Source organism: Aerococcus sp. 1KP-2016, assembly GCF_002252085.1.
In the GTDB taxonomy this organism is placed as follows: domain Bacteria; phylum Bacillota; class Bacilli; order Lactobacillales; family Aerococcaceae; genus Aerococcus.
Map to the genome: position 1 here is coordinate 31,663 of NZ_NEEY01000011.1, position 19,107 is coordinate 50,769.

Annotated in this window: 19 protein-coding genes and 2 pseudogenes; 5 read left to right on the forward strand and 16 right to left on the reverse strand. The window is 41.0% G+C overall.

Features of this window, described 5'->3' with window-relative positions; translation table 11 throughout:
* Positions 1–234: 234 nt before the first annotated feature.
* The 3 genes from B9P78_RS03685 to B9P78_RS03695 are packed head-to-tail and all read right to left on the reverse strand — an operon-like array spanning position 235 to position 2,489.
* A complete protein-coding gene (locus B9P78_RS03685) occupies positions 235–534 on the reverse strand; it encodes a rhodanese-like domain-containing protein (protein WP_094518192.1) in 300 nt (99 codons plus the stop codon).
* Positions 527–2,176: an FAD-dependent oxidoreductase gene (locus B9P78_RS03690; RefSeq protein WP_094518193.1), complete on the reverse strand. Its 1,650-nt coding sequence runs from the start codon at positions 2,174–2,176 to the stop codon at positions 527–529. Before B9P78_RS03690 ends, B9P78_RS03685 begins: the two co-directional genes overlap by 8 nt.
* Position 2,177: 1 nt before the next feature.
* Complete coding sequence (locus B9P78_RS03695) at positions 2,178–2,489, reverse strand: rhodanese-like domain-containing protein (RefSeq protein WP_094518194.1); 312 nt, start codon at positions 2,487–2,489, stop codon at positions 2,178–2,180.
* A gap of 168 nt (positions 2,490–2,657) precedes the next feature.
* On the opposite strand from B9P78_RS03695, the gene B9P78_RS03700 reads away from it, so the two are divergent.
* On the forward strand, positions 2,658–2,966 hold the full coding sequence (locus tag B9P78_RS03700; protein WP_094518195.1) for a metal-sensitive transcriptional regulator: 309 nt from the start codon (positions 2,658–2,660) through the stop codon (positions 2,964–2,966).
* 40 nt (positions 2,967–3,006) lie between these two features.
* Here B9P78_RS03700 and B9P78_RS03705 read toward each other — a convergent pair whose 3' ends face one another.
* From B9P78_RS03705 to B9P78_RS03730, 5 genes are all read right to left on the reverse strand, one after another.
* Entirely contained in the window at positions 3,007–3,561 is a 555-nt protein-coding gene (locus B9P78_RS03705; RefSeq protein ID WP_094518196.1) for a dihydrofolate reductase family protein, read from the reverse strand.
* A gap of 35 nt (positions 3,562–3,596) precedes the next feature.
* Complete coding sequence (folK, locus tag B9P78_RS10075) at positions 3,597–4,514, reverse strand: 2-amino-4-hydroxy-6-hydroxymethyldihydropteridine diphosphokinase (RefSeq protein ID WP_233487694.1); 918 nt, start codon at positions 4,512–4,514, stop codon at positions 3,597–3,599.
* Between the two features lie 25 nt (positions 4,515–4,539).
* Positions 4,540–5,322 (reverse strand): dihydropteroate synthase, encoded by a 783-nt coding sequence (gene folP, locus B9P78_RS03720; protein ID WP_148138570.1) that lies wholly within the window; start codon positions 5,320–5,322, stop codon positions 4,540–4,542.
* Between the two features lie 95 nt (positions 5,323–5,417).
* Positions 5,418–5,972, reverse strand: a complete 555-nt coding sequence (gene folE, locus B9P78_RS03725) for a GTP cyclohydrolase I FolE (protein WP_094518197.1) — start codon at positions 5,970–5,972, stop codon at positions 5,418–5,420.
* 65 nt (positions 5,973–6,037) lie between these two features.
* Positions 6,038–7,312, reverse strand: a complete 1,275-nt coding sequence (locus tag B9P78_RS03730) for a folylpolyglutamate synthase/dihydrofolate synthase family protein (protein ID WP_094518198.1) — start codon at positions 7,310–7,312, stop codon at positions 6,038–6,040.
* Between the two features lie 198 nt (positions 7,313–7,510).
* Between B9P78_RS03730 and B9P78_RS03735 the strand changes: the two genes are divergently transcribed.
* Positions 7,511–8,467, forward strand: coding sequence for a glutathione S-transferase family protein (locus tag B9P78_RS03735; RefSeq protein ID WP_094518199.1), 957 nt, complete (start codon positions 7,511–7,513; stop codon positions 8,465–8,467).
* Positions 8,468–8,779: 312 nt separating this feature from the next.
* Here B9P78_RS03735 and B9P78_RS03740 read toward each other — a convergent pair whose 3' ends face one another.
* The 5 genes and pseudogenes from B9P78_RS03740 to B9P78_RS03760 all read right to left on the reverse strand — a co-directional run bounded on the left by B9P78_RS03740 (position 8,780) and on the right by B9P78_RS03760 (position 13,379).
* Positions 8,780–9,001, reverse strand: a complete 222-nt coding sequence (locus tag B9P78_RS03740) for a YdbC family protein (protein WP_094518200.1) — start codon at positions 8,999–9,001, stop codon at positions 8,780–8,782.
* A 90-nt stretch (positions 9,002–9,091) separates the two neighbouring features.
* Positions 9,092–10,372 (reverse strand): MFS transporter, encoded by a 1,281-nt coding sequence (locus tag B9P78_RS03745; RefSeq protein ID WP_094518201.1) that lies wholly within the window; start codon positions 10,370–10,372, stop codon positions 9,092–9,094.
* Positions 10,373–10,399: 27 nt separating this feature from the next.
* Positions 10,400–10,744: an iron chaperone gene (locus B9P78_RS03750; RefSeq protein ID WP_158520571.1), complete on the reverse strand. Its 345-nt coding sequence runs from the start codon at positions 10,742–10,744 to the stop codon at positions 10,400–10,402.
* A 163-nt stretch (positions 10,745–10,907) separates the two neighbouring features.
* Positions 10,908–11,500: pseudogene (locus B9P78_RS03755) on the reverse strand (uracil-DNA glycosylase family protein).
* Between the two features lie 76 nt (positions 11,501–11,576).
* Complete coding sequence (locus B9P78_RS03760; RefSeq protein ID WP_094518203.1) at positions 11,577–13,379, reverse strand: M3 family oligoendopeptidase; 1,803 nt, start codon at positions 13,377–13,379, stop codon at positions 11,577–11,579.
* A 168-nt stretch (positions 13,380–13,547) separates the two neighbouring features.
* Between B9P78_RS03760 and B9P78_RS03765 the strand changes: the two genes are divergently transcribed.
* A complete protein-coding gene (locus B9P78_RS03765; protein ID WP_094518204.1) occupies positions 13,548–14,345 on the forward strand; it encodes an LLM class flavin-dependent oxidoreductase in 798 nt (265 codons plus the stop codon).
* A gap of 30 nt (positions 14,346–14,375) precedes the next feature.
* Positions 14,376–14,600 carry a hypothetical protein gene (locus B9P78_RS03770; RefSeq protein WP_094518205.1) on the forward strand — a complete coding sequence of 75 codons (225 nt, stop codon included), beginning with the start codon at positions 14,376–14,378 and terminating at the stop codon, positions 14,598–14,600.
* 978 nt (positions 14,601–15,578) lie between these two features.
* Here the strand turns inward: B9P78_RS03770 and B9P78_RS03775 are convergent.
* Both B9P78_RS03775 and B9P78_RS03780 read right to left on the reverse strand, forming a co-directional pair.
* A complete protein-coding gene (locus B9P78_RS03775) occupies positions 15,579–15,761 on the reverse strand; it encodes a hypothetical protein (RefSeq protein ID WP_094518206.1) in 183 nt (60 codons plus the stop codon).
* A gap of 24 nt (positions 15,762–15,785) precedes the next feature.
* Positions 15,786–16,793, reverse strand: a complete 1,008-nt coding sequence (locus B9P78_RS03780) for a nucleoid-associated protein (protein WP_094518207.1) — start codon at positions 16,791–16,793, stop codon at positions 15,786–15,788.
* Positions 16,794–16,974: 181 nt separating this feature from the next.
* Between B9P78_RS03780 and B9P78_RS03785 the strand changes: the two are divergent.
* Positions 16,975–18,221: pseudogene (locus tag B9P78_RS03785) on the forward strand (alkaline phosphatase).
* A 445-nt stretch (positions 18,222–18,666) separates the two neighbouring features.
* On the opposite strand, the gene B9P78_RS03790 reads toward B9P78_RS03785, so the two are convergent.
* Positions 18,667–19,107, reverse strand: a 441-nt coding sequence (locus B9P78_RS03790) for an IS30 family transposase (RefSeq protein WP_148138571.1), incomplete at its 5' end; no start/stop codon positions are given.

The following is a 19,107-nucleotide window of genomic DNA, read 5'->3' on the forward strand; positions in this document are numbered from 1 at the left end:
GTTGAGTTCGAAAAAGCTGTCCCTTGCCCACTTCATAATAGTTTGCGTCACATTACATGTGCCACGGCACTATTCTTCCAGTGGTTAGGGCCACAACGCTTTTTCTCTCATCCTATTGAGTTGAGTTCACTTGGGCAGACAGGTCTCCACTTCGGAAATATTTGCAGCAAGTGCCACTTGCTACTGCATATTTCCTCCAGTGCTACCTGTCTAAACACCCTCGTTCACATCCTGTTATTTTTCTAATTCATTTGGCCATGACATTGTGCCGCCTTCAACGTTGACTACGTCCAAGCCTTGTTGGTCAAGGAATTGGCTAGCTTTTGCTGAACGAGCGCCTGAATGACAGATGATGTGGTATTCAGTGTCTTTGTCTAATTGATCAAATGTGCCTGCTAATTCGCTTAATGGCATGTTGACTGCGCCTGGTACATGACCATTTGCGTATTCGTCCTTTTCACGAACATCTACTAAATTTACTGGGTTAGTTGTGTGTTTTTCAGAAAATTCTGACAATGAGATTGATTTATACATAAATTAATTCCTCCGGTAATATTGTTTTGTAAAGTGCAAATGCACCATCTAAGTTTTGGACATTGAAGCCATGTTGTTTTAACTGACGTTCCGCAATATAAGAACGTAAACCACTATGACATGAAACGATATAATCTATTTCTGGGTCTAATTCTACCATACGTTCACGCAATTCATTGACTGGGATGTTAATGGCATTTGGAAAAGCACCTTGTTTGATTTCACCCGGACTACGAACATCTAGTAATACTTTGCCCTTGGCTAATTCATCCTTCAGTTCGTGCCATTGAATTGATTCACTCAAACCTTCAGCAATATTCATTGCGGCATAACCCGCCATGTTTACAGGGTCTTTTGCTGATCCAAATGGTGGTGCATAAGTAAATTCTAATTCTGGTAAATCAAAAATTGTTAAGGGCCCTTTAATAGCTGTTACTAAAATATCAATACGTTTATCAATACCTTTTTGACCGACAGCCTGCGCTCCATAAATTTCACCTGATTCAGGGTTGAAAACTAGTTTCAACATGATATCAGTTGCATTAGGATAATAGCCGGCATGGTCTTTACCAGAAACATGTACGACAGCAAACGGTAGGTTGGCCATTTTGGCTTGACGCTCACTCAAACCAGTAGAAGCTGCTGCAATATTAAAAGCACGAACAATCGCCGTTCCAATACTACCTTGATTCTTACGGTCTAAACCAGCAATGACATCTGCCACTTGACGACCTTGACGGTTAGCTGGTGATGCTAGGGAAATCAATGCATCTTGACCAGTGATTTGTTGTTTGACCACAATTGCATCACCAACGGCAAAAATATCTGGATTGCTTGTTTGATATTTATCATTTACGACGATACCACTGCGTAAACCTAGTGTTAAACCTGCCTTTTCAGCTAGACTGCTTTCAGGTTGTACCCCTACCGATAAAATCGTGATGTCTGATTTTAATTGTTGACCACTTTCCAAGACAATTGTCTTGCCAGCATCTTCAAAGCGAATCGCTGAATCAGAAGTGTATACCTTAACGCCTTGTGCTACTAATTCGTTCTTCACATATGCAGCCATTTCTTCGTCTAAAGGCGGTAATACATGGGGTGCACGTTCAACGATGGTCACATTTAAGCCAAGTTTGTGTAAATTTTCCGCCATTTCTAAACCAATAAAACCAGCCCCGATTACAACAGCTTCTTTGGTTCTATCTGTAATTGCCTGCATGATTTGATCTAAATCTGGTACGTTACGTAAGGCAAAAGCATTGTTTGCTGCCGCTAGCCCTTCAATCTCAGGTACAAAGGGTTTCGCACCGGGTGAAAGAATCAATTTATCGTAAGATTCTGTATAACTTTCGCCATTGCTTACAACGGTTACTGTATTATCTTCAGTTGAGATAGCTGTTACTTCATGCATTGGACGTACATCTAAATCAAAACGTGCTTTTAAACTTTCTGGTGTTTGTACTAATAAAGCGTCACGGGCAGCAATTTCACCTGAAACGTAATAGGGCAAACCACAATTGGCAAAGGATACAAAAGGACCTTTTTCAAAAATAATAATTTCAGCATCATCCATTAAACGGCGTAATCGTGTTGCTGCAGACATGCCTCCAGCGACACCACCAATAATTACAATTTTCAACTTATTTTCCTCCTACAGTTTTGCCAGTCCATTGATTCATACCACCACGAACATTGGTCACTTGGTAGCCTTTTTTCGTTAAGATCTTGGCTGCTTGACGACTACGCATACCTGATTGACAAATCACGACGACGTCTTTATTTTTACCTTGATAGTTGGCAATTTTATCTAAAGGAACATTTTGCGCTTTACTGATATGCCCCGCCCGGTATTCTTGGGGCGTACGTACATCGAGTAAAGTAATGTTGTTATTGACTTTTGTGGTTAATTCGCTTGTTGACATGCTTGGTGTTTTTTTGAAAAATGAAAACATTTTATAACCTCCTCCTGTATACCTTACAGGGTATATTAAATACTATCCGTATAACTTTGTCAACCGATATATTCTTTAGTTTTCCATTTGTTTTATTTGACATACATACCCAAGTAGGTATAATCAATATGAAAAAGCCTTTATTTAAAAGGATGAGGAGCTGTAGATATGAGTGAAATTTCAAATCAAAAACAAATCATCAATCGCTTACGCCGGACGGAGGGTCAAATCCGCGGTATTCAGAAAATGATTGAAGATGACAAAGAATGTGTGGATATCATTACACAATTGAGCGCTGTACGTTCAAGCATTGACCGTGCCATGGGGATTATTGTGGCTGAAAATTTATTGCACTGCATTGATCAACCTAGTGAAAATACTGAAGAACAAAATAAAAAAATTCAACAAGCTATTCAAATGATCATCAAAAATAAAATAACCCCCTTAGGTATACGGATTCAATTTCCATATACCTGAGGGGGTTATTGTTTACTTTATTGTATTTTTAATATTTTCTTCATACCCCATCCACTCCTTGTGGTCGACGGTGATAAATATGAATGGTCATTCCGCCGATAACATCGACTTGAGATAATTGTAGTGGCACCGCATCCGGTAATTCATAAAATAGCGGTTTACCCTGACCTAATATTATTGGCACTGTGCCAATAATATATTCATCAATCGCATCAGCTGCTATAAATGGCTGCAGCATGACACCGCCGCCATATAAATAAATATGGTGGTCTTGTTTCTTCTTAGCCAACATCAATTTCACAATTTGGCTTGGCTTGACAAAATGTATATGTCCTTCATTAGCGCGATCTTGATTCGTCACCACATATACGGTTTTACTAGGAAAGTCACTTGCAAAGCCCATTTGATAAGAAGCATTTCCCATGACGACTATGTCATAGGCATCAAAAAATACTTCGAGATTATAGGGTTCTGTTGATGTTGATAAGTCTTTCAAATCGCGGCTAGGATAGCCTTCAATAAAATCAAAACTGTCATCATGATTCGCAATATAACCGTCCACACTTTGGACAATACTCAATGCAATTTTACCCATGCACATCATTCCTTTCAGAAAAGCTTTCACTCAGATCATAATTTAGCGTCACTGATACGGACATCGTCACGTTCAACCTGAGGTAAATTCGCGTTTAAATCCGTAATTGTTGCCCCATTGAAACCAGGTACAACCCAGTCTCCAGCGATTTCAGCCGTTGGGATTAGAACAAAGCCACGTTCATGCATGCGCGGATGTGGCACTAATAAATCTGGGTACGTCAAAGTCAACTCGTCAATCAATAAAATATCGACATCAATTGTTCTCGGTCCATTTTTAAAGAGTCGAACTCTTTTTTCCATCGTTTCAATGGACTGACAAAATGCGAGTAAAGTCTGCGGGGCCAAGTCGGTTTCAATCTGCAAGACCATATTATAAAAATTATCCTGGTCGGCATAACCGCGCGGCACGGTTTCGTAAACACTAGAAACAGCGGTCACTTGAATATTGTCTTGATTTCTGAAGGCTTGAATGGCGTTTCGTAGATGGTCAACTTTAGGCTCGATATTAGACCCTAAGGCGATTAAGGCTTGATGCACCATTATTGCTCCCCCCTCTTCAGCTTTCATATTCTCCAGTAACCAGGTTCGATCGCGCGTGATTTCAACGGCCACATTGTCGTATATACCACGAATGGGTGGATCCGGTTTGGTTACACGAATCATGACCGCTTCCACTAATGGGAAATCGGTTAAAATCGTAGCTGCCAAATTATGGGCTAGTCGTTCTAATAATTTGACTGGCGCTTCATTCTCTACAATATGTTGAATGACGGTATATACATCAGCATAGGATACTGAATCGTGCATATTATCTGATTTCCCAGCCGGCGCCAAGTCTACATAGAGAATGGCATCAATATTGAAACGTTGGCCTAATACGGTTTCCTCGGCTAATAAACCATGATTGGCGTAGAATTGCAGGTTGTTTAAATAAATTTTATCTTGCCCCATATCCGTCACCCTTTCAGCTTTGTAATTAGTCTACTGTTAGTGAACCACGTTTAATGGCATCTGCTACAACAGCTGCTTCCTTGTTGACTTTAACATTGTGAACACGGACCATATCCGCACCCGAAAAGATGCCCGATACCGTCGTTGCAGAAGTTGCCACGTCACGCTCTTTCGCTGGAACATCCAATAATTTGCCCAAAAAACCTTTGCGTGAAGTAGCTAATAGGATTGGCAAACTAAAGCTGGTTAATTCTTGTAACCCTTGAATCGCCATCAAATTATCGTCTTCCGTTTTGGCAAATCCAACCCCTGGATCAAGGATTAATTGGTCATATTTCATTCCTTTATCCAAAGCAATATCGATTGATTTTTGTAAATCATCTTTCATTTCGGCCATTACGTCGGTATAAGGTGTATATTCTTCACGATTGTGCATCAAGATGAGTGGCGCATCAAAAACGGCGCAAACACGAGCGATTTCTGGTTCTCTAGTGGCTGCCCATTGGTCGTTAATCATATCTGCACCGGCGATTAACGCTTGACGCGCTACTTCTTCTTTCCATGTGTCGACGGAAATCAAGACGTCAGAGAATGAGCGAATCGCCTCAACAGCTGGAATCACTCGCTTTAATTCTTCTTCTAAAGTCACAGGAACGTGTCCAGGACGTGTAGATTCTCCACCCACATCAATGATATCAGCGCCATCTGCAATTAATTTTTTTGTTTGGGCGATGATGTCTTCACGTGTCATGTACGAACCACCATCCGAAAATGAGTCTGGTGTCACATTTAAAATACCCATCATCATGTGTGATCTGCAGGAAATTCAAAGTATTGATTTAATCGTTTAATATACATTGTTACCCATCTTTCTTTTGATGATTTGAAGCCTTTTATTCCTAATTATAATTGAATCATGTTTAATACTTCTTGCCGTTTTGCTTGATCTTGGTAGATACCACGCGAGGCGAAGGTCACCGTTTTTGAACCTGGTTTTTTAATGCCTCGAATGGTCATACACATATGTTCTGCTTCGATCACAACAAATACCCCTAGTGCTCCTAGTTCCTCAGCCAAAACATCCGCCACTTGGTTGGTTAAACGTTCTTGTAATTGTGGACGTAGTGCATAATCCTCTACGACACGTGCTAGTTTAGACAAACCAATTACCTGGCCACCATTGGGGATATAGGCCACATGCGCCTGACCAATCACTGGTAGTAAGTGGTGTTCACAAGTAGAGTTGAAAGGGATATCCTTTACCAATACAAACTCAGAAGCAGACTCCGCAAATGTTTTTTCTGTATGTACTTTTGGATCACGATTTAATCCATCGAAGACCTCAGCATACATTTTCGCCACTCGTTCAGGCGTTTCTTGTAAACCTTCGCGATCAGGATCTTCCCCAACTGCCAATAAAATTTCTCTCACTGCACGTGCAATTCTCTCTTTATCCATTCCTACCACCTTTTTCTCTTATACTTTTGTAAAATATTGATTTGATTATAGCATTTAATAGGCAATCAGCCTTGCAAAATTTGCTTTCTCAAGTAACCCACAAAATAAAAGCTACCGAAGACACATAACATGTCTTGTTCATCAAGCTTTGCTTGCGCCAAAGTCAAGGCCTCGGAATCGCTACTTGCAACTTGGGCACGCCCCCCATTCGCTTCAATTAAAGCGGCCAACTCACTCGCCGGCAATGCCCTGTGTGAATGTGGCGTTAAGGTAATCATTTGGTCAAAAAGTGGGACTACAGTTGCAACAATATGTGCCACATCTTTATCTGCCAACATACCCAAAATTGCAATTCGTTTTTGACCAACACGGGTTGGGTAATAGCTTTCAATCGCCTCTTTTAGCGTCAAAATCCCATCCATATTATGCGATCCGTCAATGATAATATCCGGCTTTTGGGCCACGCGCTCAAAACGTGCCGGCCAAAGTGTCTTAGCGAGACCGTCTCTCTTTGCTTGGTCACCTATTAGAATCCCCTGACTTTCAAGATTGGCGATAATTTCTAGTGCCAAGGCTGCATTATTGATTTGGTAAGGCGCCATCAAGCAAAGTTGATAGGTTTTACCTTTATAAGTAAATGCTTGAAAGCCATCGGACGTGATGCCTAGTTTGATGATTTCGTTGGCATTTAATTGGGTAACTGTGACATGCTTAGTGGTTGCTTGAGCCAAAATAGCTGCCTCGGCTTCCACTGCTTGTGGATATAAAATTAAAGGAACGCCTTCTTTAATGATACCAGCTTTTTCCCCCGCAATTTCACCTAACGTATCGCCAAGAATGTGTTGGTGATCCAAGGCGACTTTGGTAATAGCTGTCACGAGTGGTTTTTCAACGATATTGGTCGCATCTAAACGGCCACCTAAACCTACTTCAAGTACAACGAAATCGACTGCTTCGGCTTGAAAAACTAGCCAGGCTAGCCCAGTAAATATTTCAAATTCTGTATAAAGTTCGCCAGATCCCAGGTTTTGATTCATTCGGTCCACTTGTGCCATCAACTGTTCATCGGACACATTGATGCCATTGATTTGAATGCGTTCGTTAAAATCGACTAAGGATGGTGACGTATATAAACCAACCTTGTAACCAGCTTCTTGCAGGATGGTAGCGGTCATTTTGGCCGTTGAACCTTTACCGTTCGTTCCAGCAATATGGATTGTCGGTAAGCTATTTTCTGGATGATCAAAATGCCCCATGAGCTGGCGAACTGAATCCAAGCCAAGTACCATTTTACCGGCTTCCTGGAGGGGTAATTTTGCTGAAAGATCCTCATATTGCACGTGTAAAGCCTCATTTCTACTAGTCTTTGGTGTTGAGTGAACCACCATACCTAGTTTAGTATAGCTAACTTTGGCCTTTTAGTCATCAAAGCATTACTGAAAAATTTCATCGTCCAAAGGCTCATTCTTGAGAAATGCACTTTATTCCACTATAATGACCATATAATTTGAAATCGAAATTTTAAAAGGAGATGTATTATGGGATTATTAGTAGATGGCGTTTGGCAAGATAAATGGTATGATACCAAATCAACAGGTGGCCGATTCATTCGTACCGATTCACAATTCAGAAACTGGATTACCAAAGACGGTGCTGCAGGCCCTACAGGAGATGCAGGTTTCAAAGCTGAAGCCGGCCGTTACCATTTATATATTTCACTAGCCTGTCCATGGGCGAGCCGTACCCTAATCATGCGTAAATTAAAAGGTCTAGAAGATATCATTTCTTTATCAGTCGTAAATCCATATATGCTTGAAAACGGTTGGACTTTCTCACCGGACCAAGGCGTAATCGCAGACCCTATCTTGAACGCAGATTACCTATACCAAGTATATACACATGCTGACCCTAACTATTCAGGCCGTGTTACCGTGCCCGTTTTATATGATAAAAAGACAGATACCATCGTAAACAACGAATCTTCTGAAATTATGTTCATGTTCAACGAAGCATTTGACGAAGTCGGCGCAACGCCGGGTGACTTTTATCCAGAAGCAATGCATGACCAAATCAAAGAACTTGATGATTACATTTACCCGAACATCAATAACGGTGTATATAAAGCTGGTTTCGCAACCGATCAAAAAGTTTACGAAGAAGAAGTTGCTAACGTATTTGCTGGTTTAGAAAAAATGGACCAAATCCTTGCCGATAAGAAATATTTATTAGGTGACCAATTAACTACATCCGATATCCGTTTATTCACAACCTTAATTCGTTTTGAACACGTATATTACGGTCATTTCAAATGCAACATCAAACACTTAACTGATTTCACTAATGTATGGCGTTACACCCGTGAAATCTACAACTTGCCTGGCATTGCCGAAACTGTAGATTTCTACCATATCCAACACCACTACTACGGCAGCCACCCTACCATCAATCCAAATGGTATCGTACCAGCTGGTCCAGCAATTGATTTTTCAATCTAATTAATAGTCATGAAATATGAAACGAGGTTGGGACAAAAGACCTCTAAAAAGGCGTACACAATTCTTAATAAGAGTTGTGTACGCCTTTTACCTTGAAAAAATTCTAATAAATTTTGATTGAAATTTATCATGGGAACAGGTTAAAGGACTGAAAGGGTAGTTCCTTAGCCGTGAAGGAGGATGAAATCGATACCTTGGCTCGATTTCAAATTGAAAGACCTTGGCCTTCAATGGTCCCACGGCTCACAAGGAACGTACACTGTAAGAACGAAAAACCGATGACTTTAATTTTTTGTTCCAGCCTCTTTTCTTTTATAAATCTAAGTTGTTTAAGGCATCGCGGAGTTGGCGAAGTTCATCATCGGTTAGGGTGATACCCTTGCCCATTTTGTCATAGTTTTCATTCCAAGTGCGGATGTCATAACTTGCTGGCCGATCGTTCCATGATACTTTGGTGAGTTCCTTGGTCCAACCTGATTTATTTTCGGATAGTTGCGCGATATGTTCAGTGATTTCGAATTTGAAGTCTGCCATCTTTTTCCCCTCCATCAATAGTATTCAGTATGTCTCTTCATGTGTTATGAACATTATACCCGTCTTCTCATAAGTCTCAAAATAGCTGAATTAGCCTTTGGTACCATCTTCCTTCACACCGAATAGTAAAACGCCCCCGATTAGGAATAGAATAATTAAGGCAAAGACACCATTCAATGAGTTGCCAGTCCATTGGGTGATGATACCTAGTAAAGTCGTCCCTATGATTGATGAAAACTTTCCAAAAACGTTGTAGATACCGAAAAACTCATTAGATTTACCCTCTGGCACCAACTTCCCAAACATTGACCGCGACAAGGCTTGTAAGCCGCCTTGCGCCGTCCCAACCATACATGCCAGAATGAAAAAGTCCGTTGCAGTTTCCATGCTTAGCGCATAAATACAAATAATAATGTAGGTCGTAATGCCGACATAAATCATAAGCTTATCACCGAAACGTTTCGCTAGATAGCCATACAGGACGGTAAAAGGAAAGGCGACAATTTGCACAATCAGTAAGACAACAATCAACACGGTGGCCTCAATGCCCAGGTCGGTTGCGACCGCTGTTGCCATAGAAATGATTGTGCCGACCCCATCGATATAAAGGAAATAAGCCAATAAAAATACAAATAATTGCTTATATTGAGCCATTTCTTTAAGGGTATTCGCTACACGCTTAAAGGCATCTCGGATTGGATGCGCTGTTGGTTGAATCCATGATTTTTGTTTGACATTCTGCCAATAAGGGATTGTAAATACAAACCACCACACGGCTGTCATGACAAAAGCTGCGCGAGTCAACCAGTCTAAAGAAAATGGCATGCTGTCAATGTTTAGCATGAAAACCATATAGACTAGAAAAGGAATACAGGACCCGATGTAGCCCATGCCGTAGCCCATGCTAGAAACGCGTGACATTCTCCTTTTATCTGTCACATCAAGTAGCGAAGCATCATAGAAGATATTCGATGACGAAAAACCGACATTCGATAGAACATATAGCACAAGTAGCCCTAGCCAAGCAAATGTCCAGGAGCCTGATGGTGAAAATCCCATCATAAGTACAGAAGCAATGCCAAGTAATGTACCCACGGTGAACATGGGCTTACGGAAGCCTTTATATTCGGCGATTGAGCCAAGTATAGGGGCCATCAGACCAACGAGTAAGGTACCAATTGAGTTGGCATAGGACAGATAGGCTGTGGAATTGGCATCGGCGATACCAGCGCCTTCTGCTACTGCTTTGTAAAATAAGGGGAAGATGGTTGTTGTAATCATCAGAGAATATGCCGAGTTCCCTGTATCTTGTAACACCCAAGACCACTCTTGTTTACTGTACCCTAAGAATTTCTTTGATTCTGTTGCCATGACCTACCTCCGTTCGAATATGCCTAGTTAGGCTTGTTGCTGATAGTTATATTGAGCTAATGTAATGAGTGTGTCATAAGGTATTGCTGTGCCATAAGGAAAAGCCAAGGTTCCCTTACCAGTACGATATTTCCCAACCAGGTCTTCAAAATGGTCAATAGTTGCTGGAAAAGGATAAATGCCTAAATGTTTCTTGGCTGCACTATAATGAAATACCACTTTTTTGTCAGCTACGGTTGGCATACCATAAGAAATCTTTTCATAACATGTGGGCAAGGCTTCTGCCAAACGGCGCCGCAATTCATGCAAGGTCGCTTGGGCTACTTCATCTTGCGCTTCGATATACGCATCAATTTCTGGTACCAATTCCATTTGGATCATCCTCCTCTTTTCTTCATCAGTCATTGTATTGGTTCAAGAACCGTCTTGTTCAATTATATCATTCAGGTATACAAGACATTGTAAAAAGCAGGTAAAGTATACACCCTACCTGCTTTACAATTCGTATGTCTTATTTACAATTCGCACGACTTTATCACTCACGATTTTCAGTTAAATAGTCTTGAATCATCGTCCGAAATACGGGCACTACATCCTCTTCGAACCACGGATTCTTTTGTAACCAACGTCTATTTAAGGGGGAAGGATGCACTAAAGGAAAATATTTTGGTAAATAGTCTTGATAATGACGGACCGTTTCTGTTAAATTACTTTGTCTTCGTTTCCCTAGATAGTATTTTTGCGCATAATTTCCTATTAGTACGATGGTTGCTAATTCTGGCATTTCATTCAATAGACGTGGATGAAATTTTTCTGCAAAACCTTTTCTGGGCGGTAAATCACCCGTCTTCCCCTTTCCTGGATAATAGAAATCCATGGGTATTTGGGCAATTAAATCAGTGGTATAAAAAGTTTCACGGTCAATCCCCATCCATTCACGTAAACGGTCGCCACTTTGATCATTCCAAAATAAATTTGTTTCTTCCACTTTTTTACCCGGAGCTTGACCAATAATAGCTATACGGGCCTTTTTATTTGCAGAAAAACTGGTCCAATACCGCGTTCTTTGTACACGGCATTGAATGGATCGTTTTCAATATCTCTGCGAATATCATCAAAAATATTCAATTAAATCCCACCTTCTTCCACATCCTTTTATGTATGAGAACAATGCATAGCCAGATGCTATGCCTTGTCCAAAAACTTAAATTAAATCAGCTGATTCGTCTAAGAATGCTTTGACGTCTGCTGCTGGAATGTCGATAGCCGCTTGCCAGAAATCAGCTTGTGTTAAATCAACATTCAAATGTTTTTTCGCTAAATCTTCAGTTGTCATCTTACCTGTATCTTTCAATAAGGCAATGTAACGTTCTTCAAATCCTTCTGGTTGCTTCAAGTATTCAGCGTAGATACCTAAACTGAATAAGTAACCAAATGTATATGGGAAGTTGTAGAATGGCACATCATCAAAGAAGAAATGTAATTTACTTGCCCAGAAGTGTGGGTGTGTTTCACTTAATGCATCACCAAACGCTTCTTTTTGTGCTTCTGACATTAATGCATTCAAGCGAGATTCAGATATAAACCCCTTTTGACGTTCTGTATAGAAAGCTGTTTCAAATAAGAAACGAGATCGAATATTCATGAACATAGCTGTCGCATTTTCTAATTTCGCATTCAACAATTGTAAACGTTCAGATTTAGATTGAGCAGTTGCCAAAGTTGCCGCTGATACAATTTGTTCAGCAAAAGTAGACGCCGTTTCCGCAACATTCATCGCATATGCTTGGTTAGAAGCTGGTTCATCTTTTAAGACATCTGTATGGAATGAATGCCCCAATTCATGCGCTAAGGTTTGGGTATCATTACGAGAACCTGTGAACGTCATGAAGATACGTGACTCACCGTTATTGATTGGTTCTGTAGAATAACCACCTGGACGTTTACCCGGACGGTCTTCCGCTTCAATCCAACGATTTTCCAAAGCATATTCTGCAAAATCAGCAAGTTTATCCCCAAAGGTTCTAAAGTTTTCAACTACAAATTCAGCTGCATCATCATATGTATAGGTTGTTGGTTGGGCGTCATCAAAATTCAATGGTGCTTCCACATCTTGCCAGTTCAACTCAGATAGGCCAAGTAAGGCTTTTTTCCGATCTAAGAACTGTACAAAAGTGTCTTTATTATCAGCAATGGCTTGCCACATTGCTTCAACTGTTTCGCGTTTGATACGGTTGTATTCTAGGGGTTCTTCTAAGAAATCCTTGTACCCATGTGCCTTTTGGGTTGTTAAACGATAGCCAGCCAAGTGGTTTAAGACGTCTGCAAATACAGGTCCGTATTGGGTAAATGCTGCTTCCCATGCCTCGAAAATTTTGGCGCGATTTTCAGGATTTGGATCAGCATACATTTTGTTCATGGCTTGCCCCACTGAATAATCGTGGTGGCCGTCTGCCAAGTCAACTGAAATCGTCATAACAGATGAAATTGTTGCATAGGTATTGGCCCATCCAGAAAGTCCATCCACTTGTAATTCTGATAAAAGTGCTTCCGCTTGATCATCTAATAAACGTTTCGCATCGCGGCGCTCTTCGGTTAATGGGAAGGCAATTTCCGCCAATCTCGGCTCAGTTAAGAATTGTTGGAAGGCCTCATCCGATAATGTAGCTAATTTTTTGTTGATAGATTTGCTCGCAATTTCATATGGTTGGAACAATGTTTGTAATTTATTTACTGCTGCTGTCGCCGCTTCATTACGCATATCCGCATCTGCAACCATGTTGGCATAGGTAATTGCCGTCATAAAGGCATTTGCAAAGTCATCGCGTTTTGCTTGTAAATCCGCAAATGTCGTTGCTGCATCTGCAGCATCTTGATCGAATGCATTCATTTCAGCAATTACAGCGTCACGTTGATCGGTTAATTTTACTAGTTCCTCTTTAAAAGCTTGACCAGTTACGCCACCTTGAAACAAGGCATCTAGGTCCCATGTATCATTATATTTCATTTTGTACCCTCACTTTTCTCTTATAATTAATCATAATACCATTTTACCCCTTGTCCATTTCTTGTCAATCAATCCTCCCTATTCAGACAGATTCCTCAGACATTCCACTTGCTTAGCTATTAATTCCTGTTAAAATATAATTATTACGAATTGGAAAGGAATAGTGTCATGAAGAACCAATATGTGGATACAAGTACAGGTATGGAATTTGCAGCCATCACCCTAGGCGACTACATTCCCAACGAAGATAACAAGCGTCTTTTCTCCCAACACGACCGCATTAAAAATATGGTGAAACTAGGTGTTGCCGTGGAACAAATGGGTTATGATGTACTCGGTGTCGGTGAAAGTCACCAAGAAGATTTTATCGCCAGTGCGCCTGCTGTTATTTTAGCGGCAATTGCGAGTCAAACTGAAAAAATCAAATTAACTAGCGCTACAACCGTCTTATCACTCAACGATCCAGCCAGAGTCTACGAAGATTTCACCACCTTGGACCAAATTTCTGATGGCCGCGCTGAAATCCTGTTGGGTCGTGGTTCACGCCATGCTGCCTATCAATTATTTGGTTATGACATTCGCGACTACGACGAACTTTTCGCCGAAAAACTAGACCTACTACAAAAGATTAATAGCAACAAAACGGTCACTTGGTCAGGCAAATATCGCCCAGCTTTGGAGAACGCACAATTTTACCCAAAACCTTACGATGATAGCTTGCCACTATGGCGGGTGGTTGGCCAACACACCGCTTCAGCCAAACAGTCTGGGGAAAATGGTTTACCCGCCAATTTTTCATATTTATGGACAGGATCAAATCTCTTTAACAAACGTGTCGATATTTACCGCAATGCCCTACGCCAAAATGGCTACGACCTAGCAACCATGCCAATTGGGATTTCAGGATCAGTCTATATTGCCGATGATATCAACACGGCTATGCGCGAATCCTACAAATCCATGTAACATACCTTCAAATATGTTCACGGCATTGATATGAACAAGCAAGACTTCATTAACGCCCGTTCATATAAACACCCTATGTTGATTGGTGACAAACAACTGTTGATCGACAAAATCATGTATCAATATGAAACCTTCAACTTCCAACGCTTGACCTTGGAAATCGACAATGGCAATGAACCCGACAAAGTCAACCAACAACTAGCCAAATTCGCCGACGAAGTCATACCGTATATTAAAACACACACCAAAAACTAGGATGTGAGGACCGACGCTCAGAAAGCCACCGGTGGCAGACTATAGCAGTGAGGCACGCAGTGAGGCGCAATATAGTCTGAAGCACAGGGCTTTCCGGAGGTCCGAACTCAACTTTATAGGATGAGAGAAAAAGCGGTTTGGCCCTAACCACTGGAGGAATAGTGCCGTGGCACATGTAATGTGACGCAAACTATTCTGAAGTGGGCAAGGGACAGCTTTTTCGAACTCGACTTCACAGGATGTGAGCAATAGCGGTCAGCCCTCAACTGGTGGAAGATGAATGAAGGTGATGACGGTAGTCATCGACTAATTCATCTGAAGCAGGAAGGGGGTTGCTATTGCGAACTCAACTTTAGGATGTGAGCAATAGCGATCTGCCCTCAACTTGTGGCAAATGAAAAAAATAAGTCACACTTTGACTAGATTTGTGACTGATATAAGAAAATAGGCCACTATTAACTAAAACCATGACTTATATAGAAAAATAGGCCACTATTAACCAAAATCGTGACTTATATAAGAAAATAGGCCTCTATTAGCCAAAAACCTTGACTTATATAGACAAATAGGCCCCTCATCCATTACATCTGTGACTTATATGAGCTAAATAAGTCACAGCCAAAAGGAACACGAAGTTGGGTTGTAATGAGCATAATCCCACATATTTTATTTTCAGACGATTAAACAAGGGGCTGGGACAAATGGCCTCTAAAAAGGCGTACACAATTCTTAATAAGCGTTGTGTACGCCTTTTACTTTGAAAAATTATTATAAATTTTGATTGAAATATATCGTGGGAACGGGTTAATGGACTGAAAGCGTAGTTCCTTAGCCGTGAAAGAGGATGAAATCGAGACCTTGGCTCGATTTCAAATTGAAAGATCTTGGCTTTCAATGGTCCCACGGCTCACAAGGAACGTACACTGTAAGGACGAAAAATCTTTGACTTTAATTTTTTATCCCAGCCTCTTACCTATCCTATTTCTTACGTCTCTTTTCAATTTCCAGTACAAAACCTACAATAATAATGGCTGCAAAGATAAAGCGGAAGTATACTAAGACATTTTCCGCATTTGGTATAATCAGAATCGTCAATAAGTAGACAATAAAGAAAATAATTAAGGCTGCACGCCAACCCAAGCTTTTAAATTTTTCCCACATTAGTTAAATATCCTCCTGGATGCTCTAAAACATATTCTTAATCTTTTCAATATTCTTAATTTCAACAGATAAAGTACCATCCGGATTATTCTTGATTTCTACGACATCTGGATCATTAAATAAGTTTAGTGGAATGGATAATTCAATGCCATTTTCAAATTTAAATTTTTGACGTTGCATATTATTACCAAGTAACTCTGGCATATAAGGTGTTTCATCCGCAAGTCCGTTCTCTTTGGTTTCCTCAAAGTAAACTTGCTTTCTCGAAAAATTATCTCCATACATAGCATCCGCAATTACTTTATTATCAATCGCTTGGTTCTCTTGAATGGTATCATGCAAAATCTGTTTCACTTCAGCTAAATCTTGGTAGTCATCTTCGCCAAACTTCTTAGCAGTTTTCGCAATTGCCTTTTTAATAATATTCACGGATTCCTTCATGCTTGGATTCGTTTGTACATCTAAGAAAATTTCGCTGAAATAGTTGATGCGTTCACCATATTCTTCAATCAAATGTTTCTTTTCAATCAAGAAGTATTCTTCTGTACCGACACAGTATAAGAAGCCTTCATCAATCGCTTGTGTTGGACTCGGTAAAATAGCCCGATTGATAATCAAATCATTCTTTAAACTATCTTCTTCATATTCCACATAATGGGTATAGGATTCATTGTGGTTCAACTTAAACATGCCCACAAAGTATTCCTCATCTAGCCAGAAACCCGCCCATAACAAGTCAGCTGGCTTAATATCTGGATTCACCTTGACGAAATGATAGAATCGATTGGTTAGCTTTTGTGTGCCAAAAAGAAAGTCTTCAGGCGTTTGCATGTGCTGCACAATTTCCTTCACCGGACTTCTGTCGGGTAATTTGCCCACCTTTTGTTGGGAAGTATACATAATTTTCCCCATCATCTTTTCAATATATTCAATCATGTATTGCGCTTTATAGTCCAAGAAAGTCTGCGATAAGACAGCTTCATTGGTATTGGTATCAAAAATATGTAATACTGCGGCATCAATCCGTATCATTCTTAATCCTTCTTTCCTTAGCATTCTTATCTATTTTACAATATAATGTCCTTGTACGATAGAAAACTTGAAATTATATTGAAATGTCATTTAAAACTGAAAGGATGCAGTGTATATGATCGTCAATGATGGGCAAAATCGTCACCAAGCAAAAAACGTTATCTTCATGGTTTCAGATGGTATGAGTGTTTCCCTCGCATCTGCTTATCGGGAATATCTGAATCAGGAACCCGGTCACTTGCGCAAGACGGATATCTTCAATCGTCATCTCGTCGGCCAACAATCGACCTATTCCCTTGATCCCTGGGCAACTATTACCGATTCGGCAGCATCTTCAACCGCTATGGCCACTGGCGCTAAGACCCTCAACGGTGTCCTTGGCCTAGATGCGAACATGAAACGTGTTGATTCTGCCTTGAAGTAGCCAAGGCACATGGGAAAAATACAGGTATCGTCGTGACCGCAGAAATCTCTCACGCTACGCCCGCTGGCTTCGCTGCTCATATCCAAAACCGAACTGAATACGCCGAAATTGCCAACCAATACTTTGATGATACCATCAATGGCCAACATAAAATTGACGTCATGCTTGGCGGTGGACGTAATCATTTTATCAGAGACGATCGCAATCTAACCAAAGAATTCCAAGCTCATGGGTATGACATTGTGCACACCAAGCAGGAGCTACTCAATTCGACTCATCCGCACGTACTCGGCCTCTTCTCCGAATTTGGCTTACCTATGGCCGTCGACCGGTGGAGCAACGTTACCCCTAGCCTTGCAGAGATGGTTGGAAACGCCATCGACCGCCTCAATACCGGCGACCAAGGATTCTTCCTTATGGTTGAAGGGAGCCAAATCGACTGGGCAGCCCACCATCAGGATATAGTCGGCATCATCAGTGAAATAGACGATTACGCCAAAGCATTTGAGACTGCCATTGAGTTTGCGAAAAAAGACGGCAACACCCTTGTTATCTCAACCTCCGACCACGCGACCGGCGGGATGACCATGGGCGTCAACAACATCGACTCCTGGTTACCAGCTTATATACGAAAAATCCAGTCAACACCAGAGCATATTGCCCAGTTAACCCAAGAAAGTAATGATTGGATTCAAGTCATCCAAGATAACATCCAATTTGAACTGTCATCAACAGAGCAAAATAAATTGCGCGCCATCCATAATACTTACGTCTACACCTATGAAGAAAAAGTATCGCGCTTAACCGATGCCATCAAGGAGATTGTAGACCGTCGCTCCAACACAGGTTGGACTACCGGTAACCACACGGGCGAGGATGTTAATGTGTATGCTTATGGTCCAGCCGCCCAATACTTTAGTGGCTGGCATGAAAACTCTGACACAGGAAAAATGCTCAAAGCGCTTGCTGCCAATCAAACACCTCATTTGGAAGATGAAAACTAATTGCCTGAATGAAATGACTCGAGGTTGGAACAAAATGTTCCAACCTCTTTTGCTGTATTGTGACCGATTTAATTACAGCATAATTCGAAATACTTGAAAATAATGCGAAATTTTATAGCATAGAATTTCATATTATAAATAAATGGCCAATATTATAGTATGACGATGGGTACTTTATAGAAGGGGAAATTTATCTAGAATGGGATTATATTCTCTAAAAAAATATCCTATTTTAGAGAATCGCAATTTATTCCGTAAATTTCAAGTTTAAGTTAGCCACTACAGGTAACTCATTTGTTTGATACTGTAACTGCCTTGTTATTCTAATTCAGTGACCCATTGATAATGAGCTGAGGGATGGTAGTTTTCCGACCAATCTGGCCCCAGGCCATCTTTCTAGACATGAAGCCATGCAGAGGGAGGCGCGTTGTCAAGGAATAATGGGTCAAGCCACCAATCGGGCTTGCTTGAATGCCCGGACAAATGTGTCATGTGGTGTCGCATAACCTAAAATTTTCCGCGGGTAATCGTTCATCCAACGTTGGATCCGTAAAATCTGATTCTCGCTCACATCACTAATCGGGCTGCCCTTGGGGATGAAACGGCGAATTAATTTGTGCTGGTTTTCGCTCGTCCCACGCTCCCAAGAAGCATAAGGATGGCTGAAATAGACGTCAGCTACATCTTTCAGGGCATCGTGTAGACCTGAAAATTCTGATCCATTGTCGGATGTAACGGTCTTAAATAATTGATCGAAGGTAGCGCCAGCCCGTTCTCTTAGCTGTTGAACCGCTTGGTCCACCGATTCGGTGTCCTTCCCGTTCAACTTTAGGATGACTTCAAAGCGTGTCTGCCGTTCAGCCAGCGTCAGCAGCACGGCATCCGA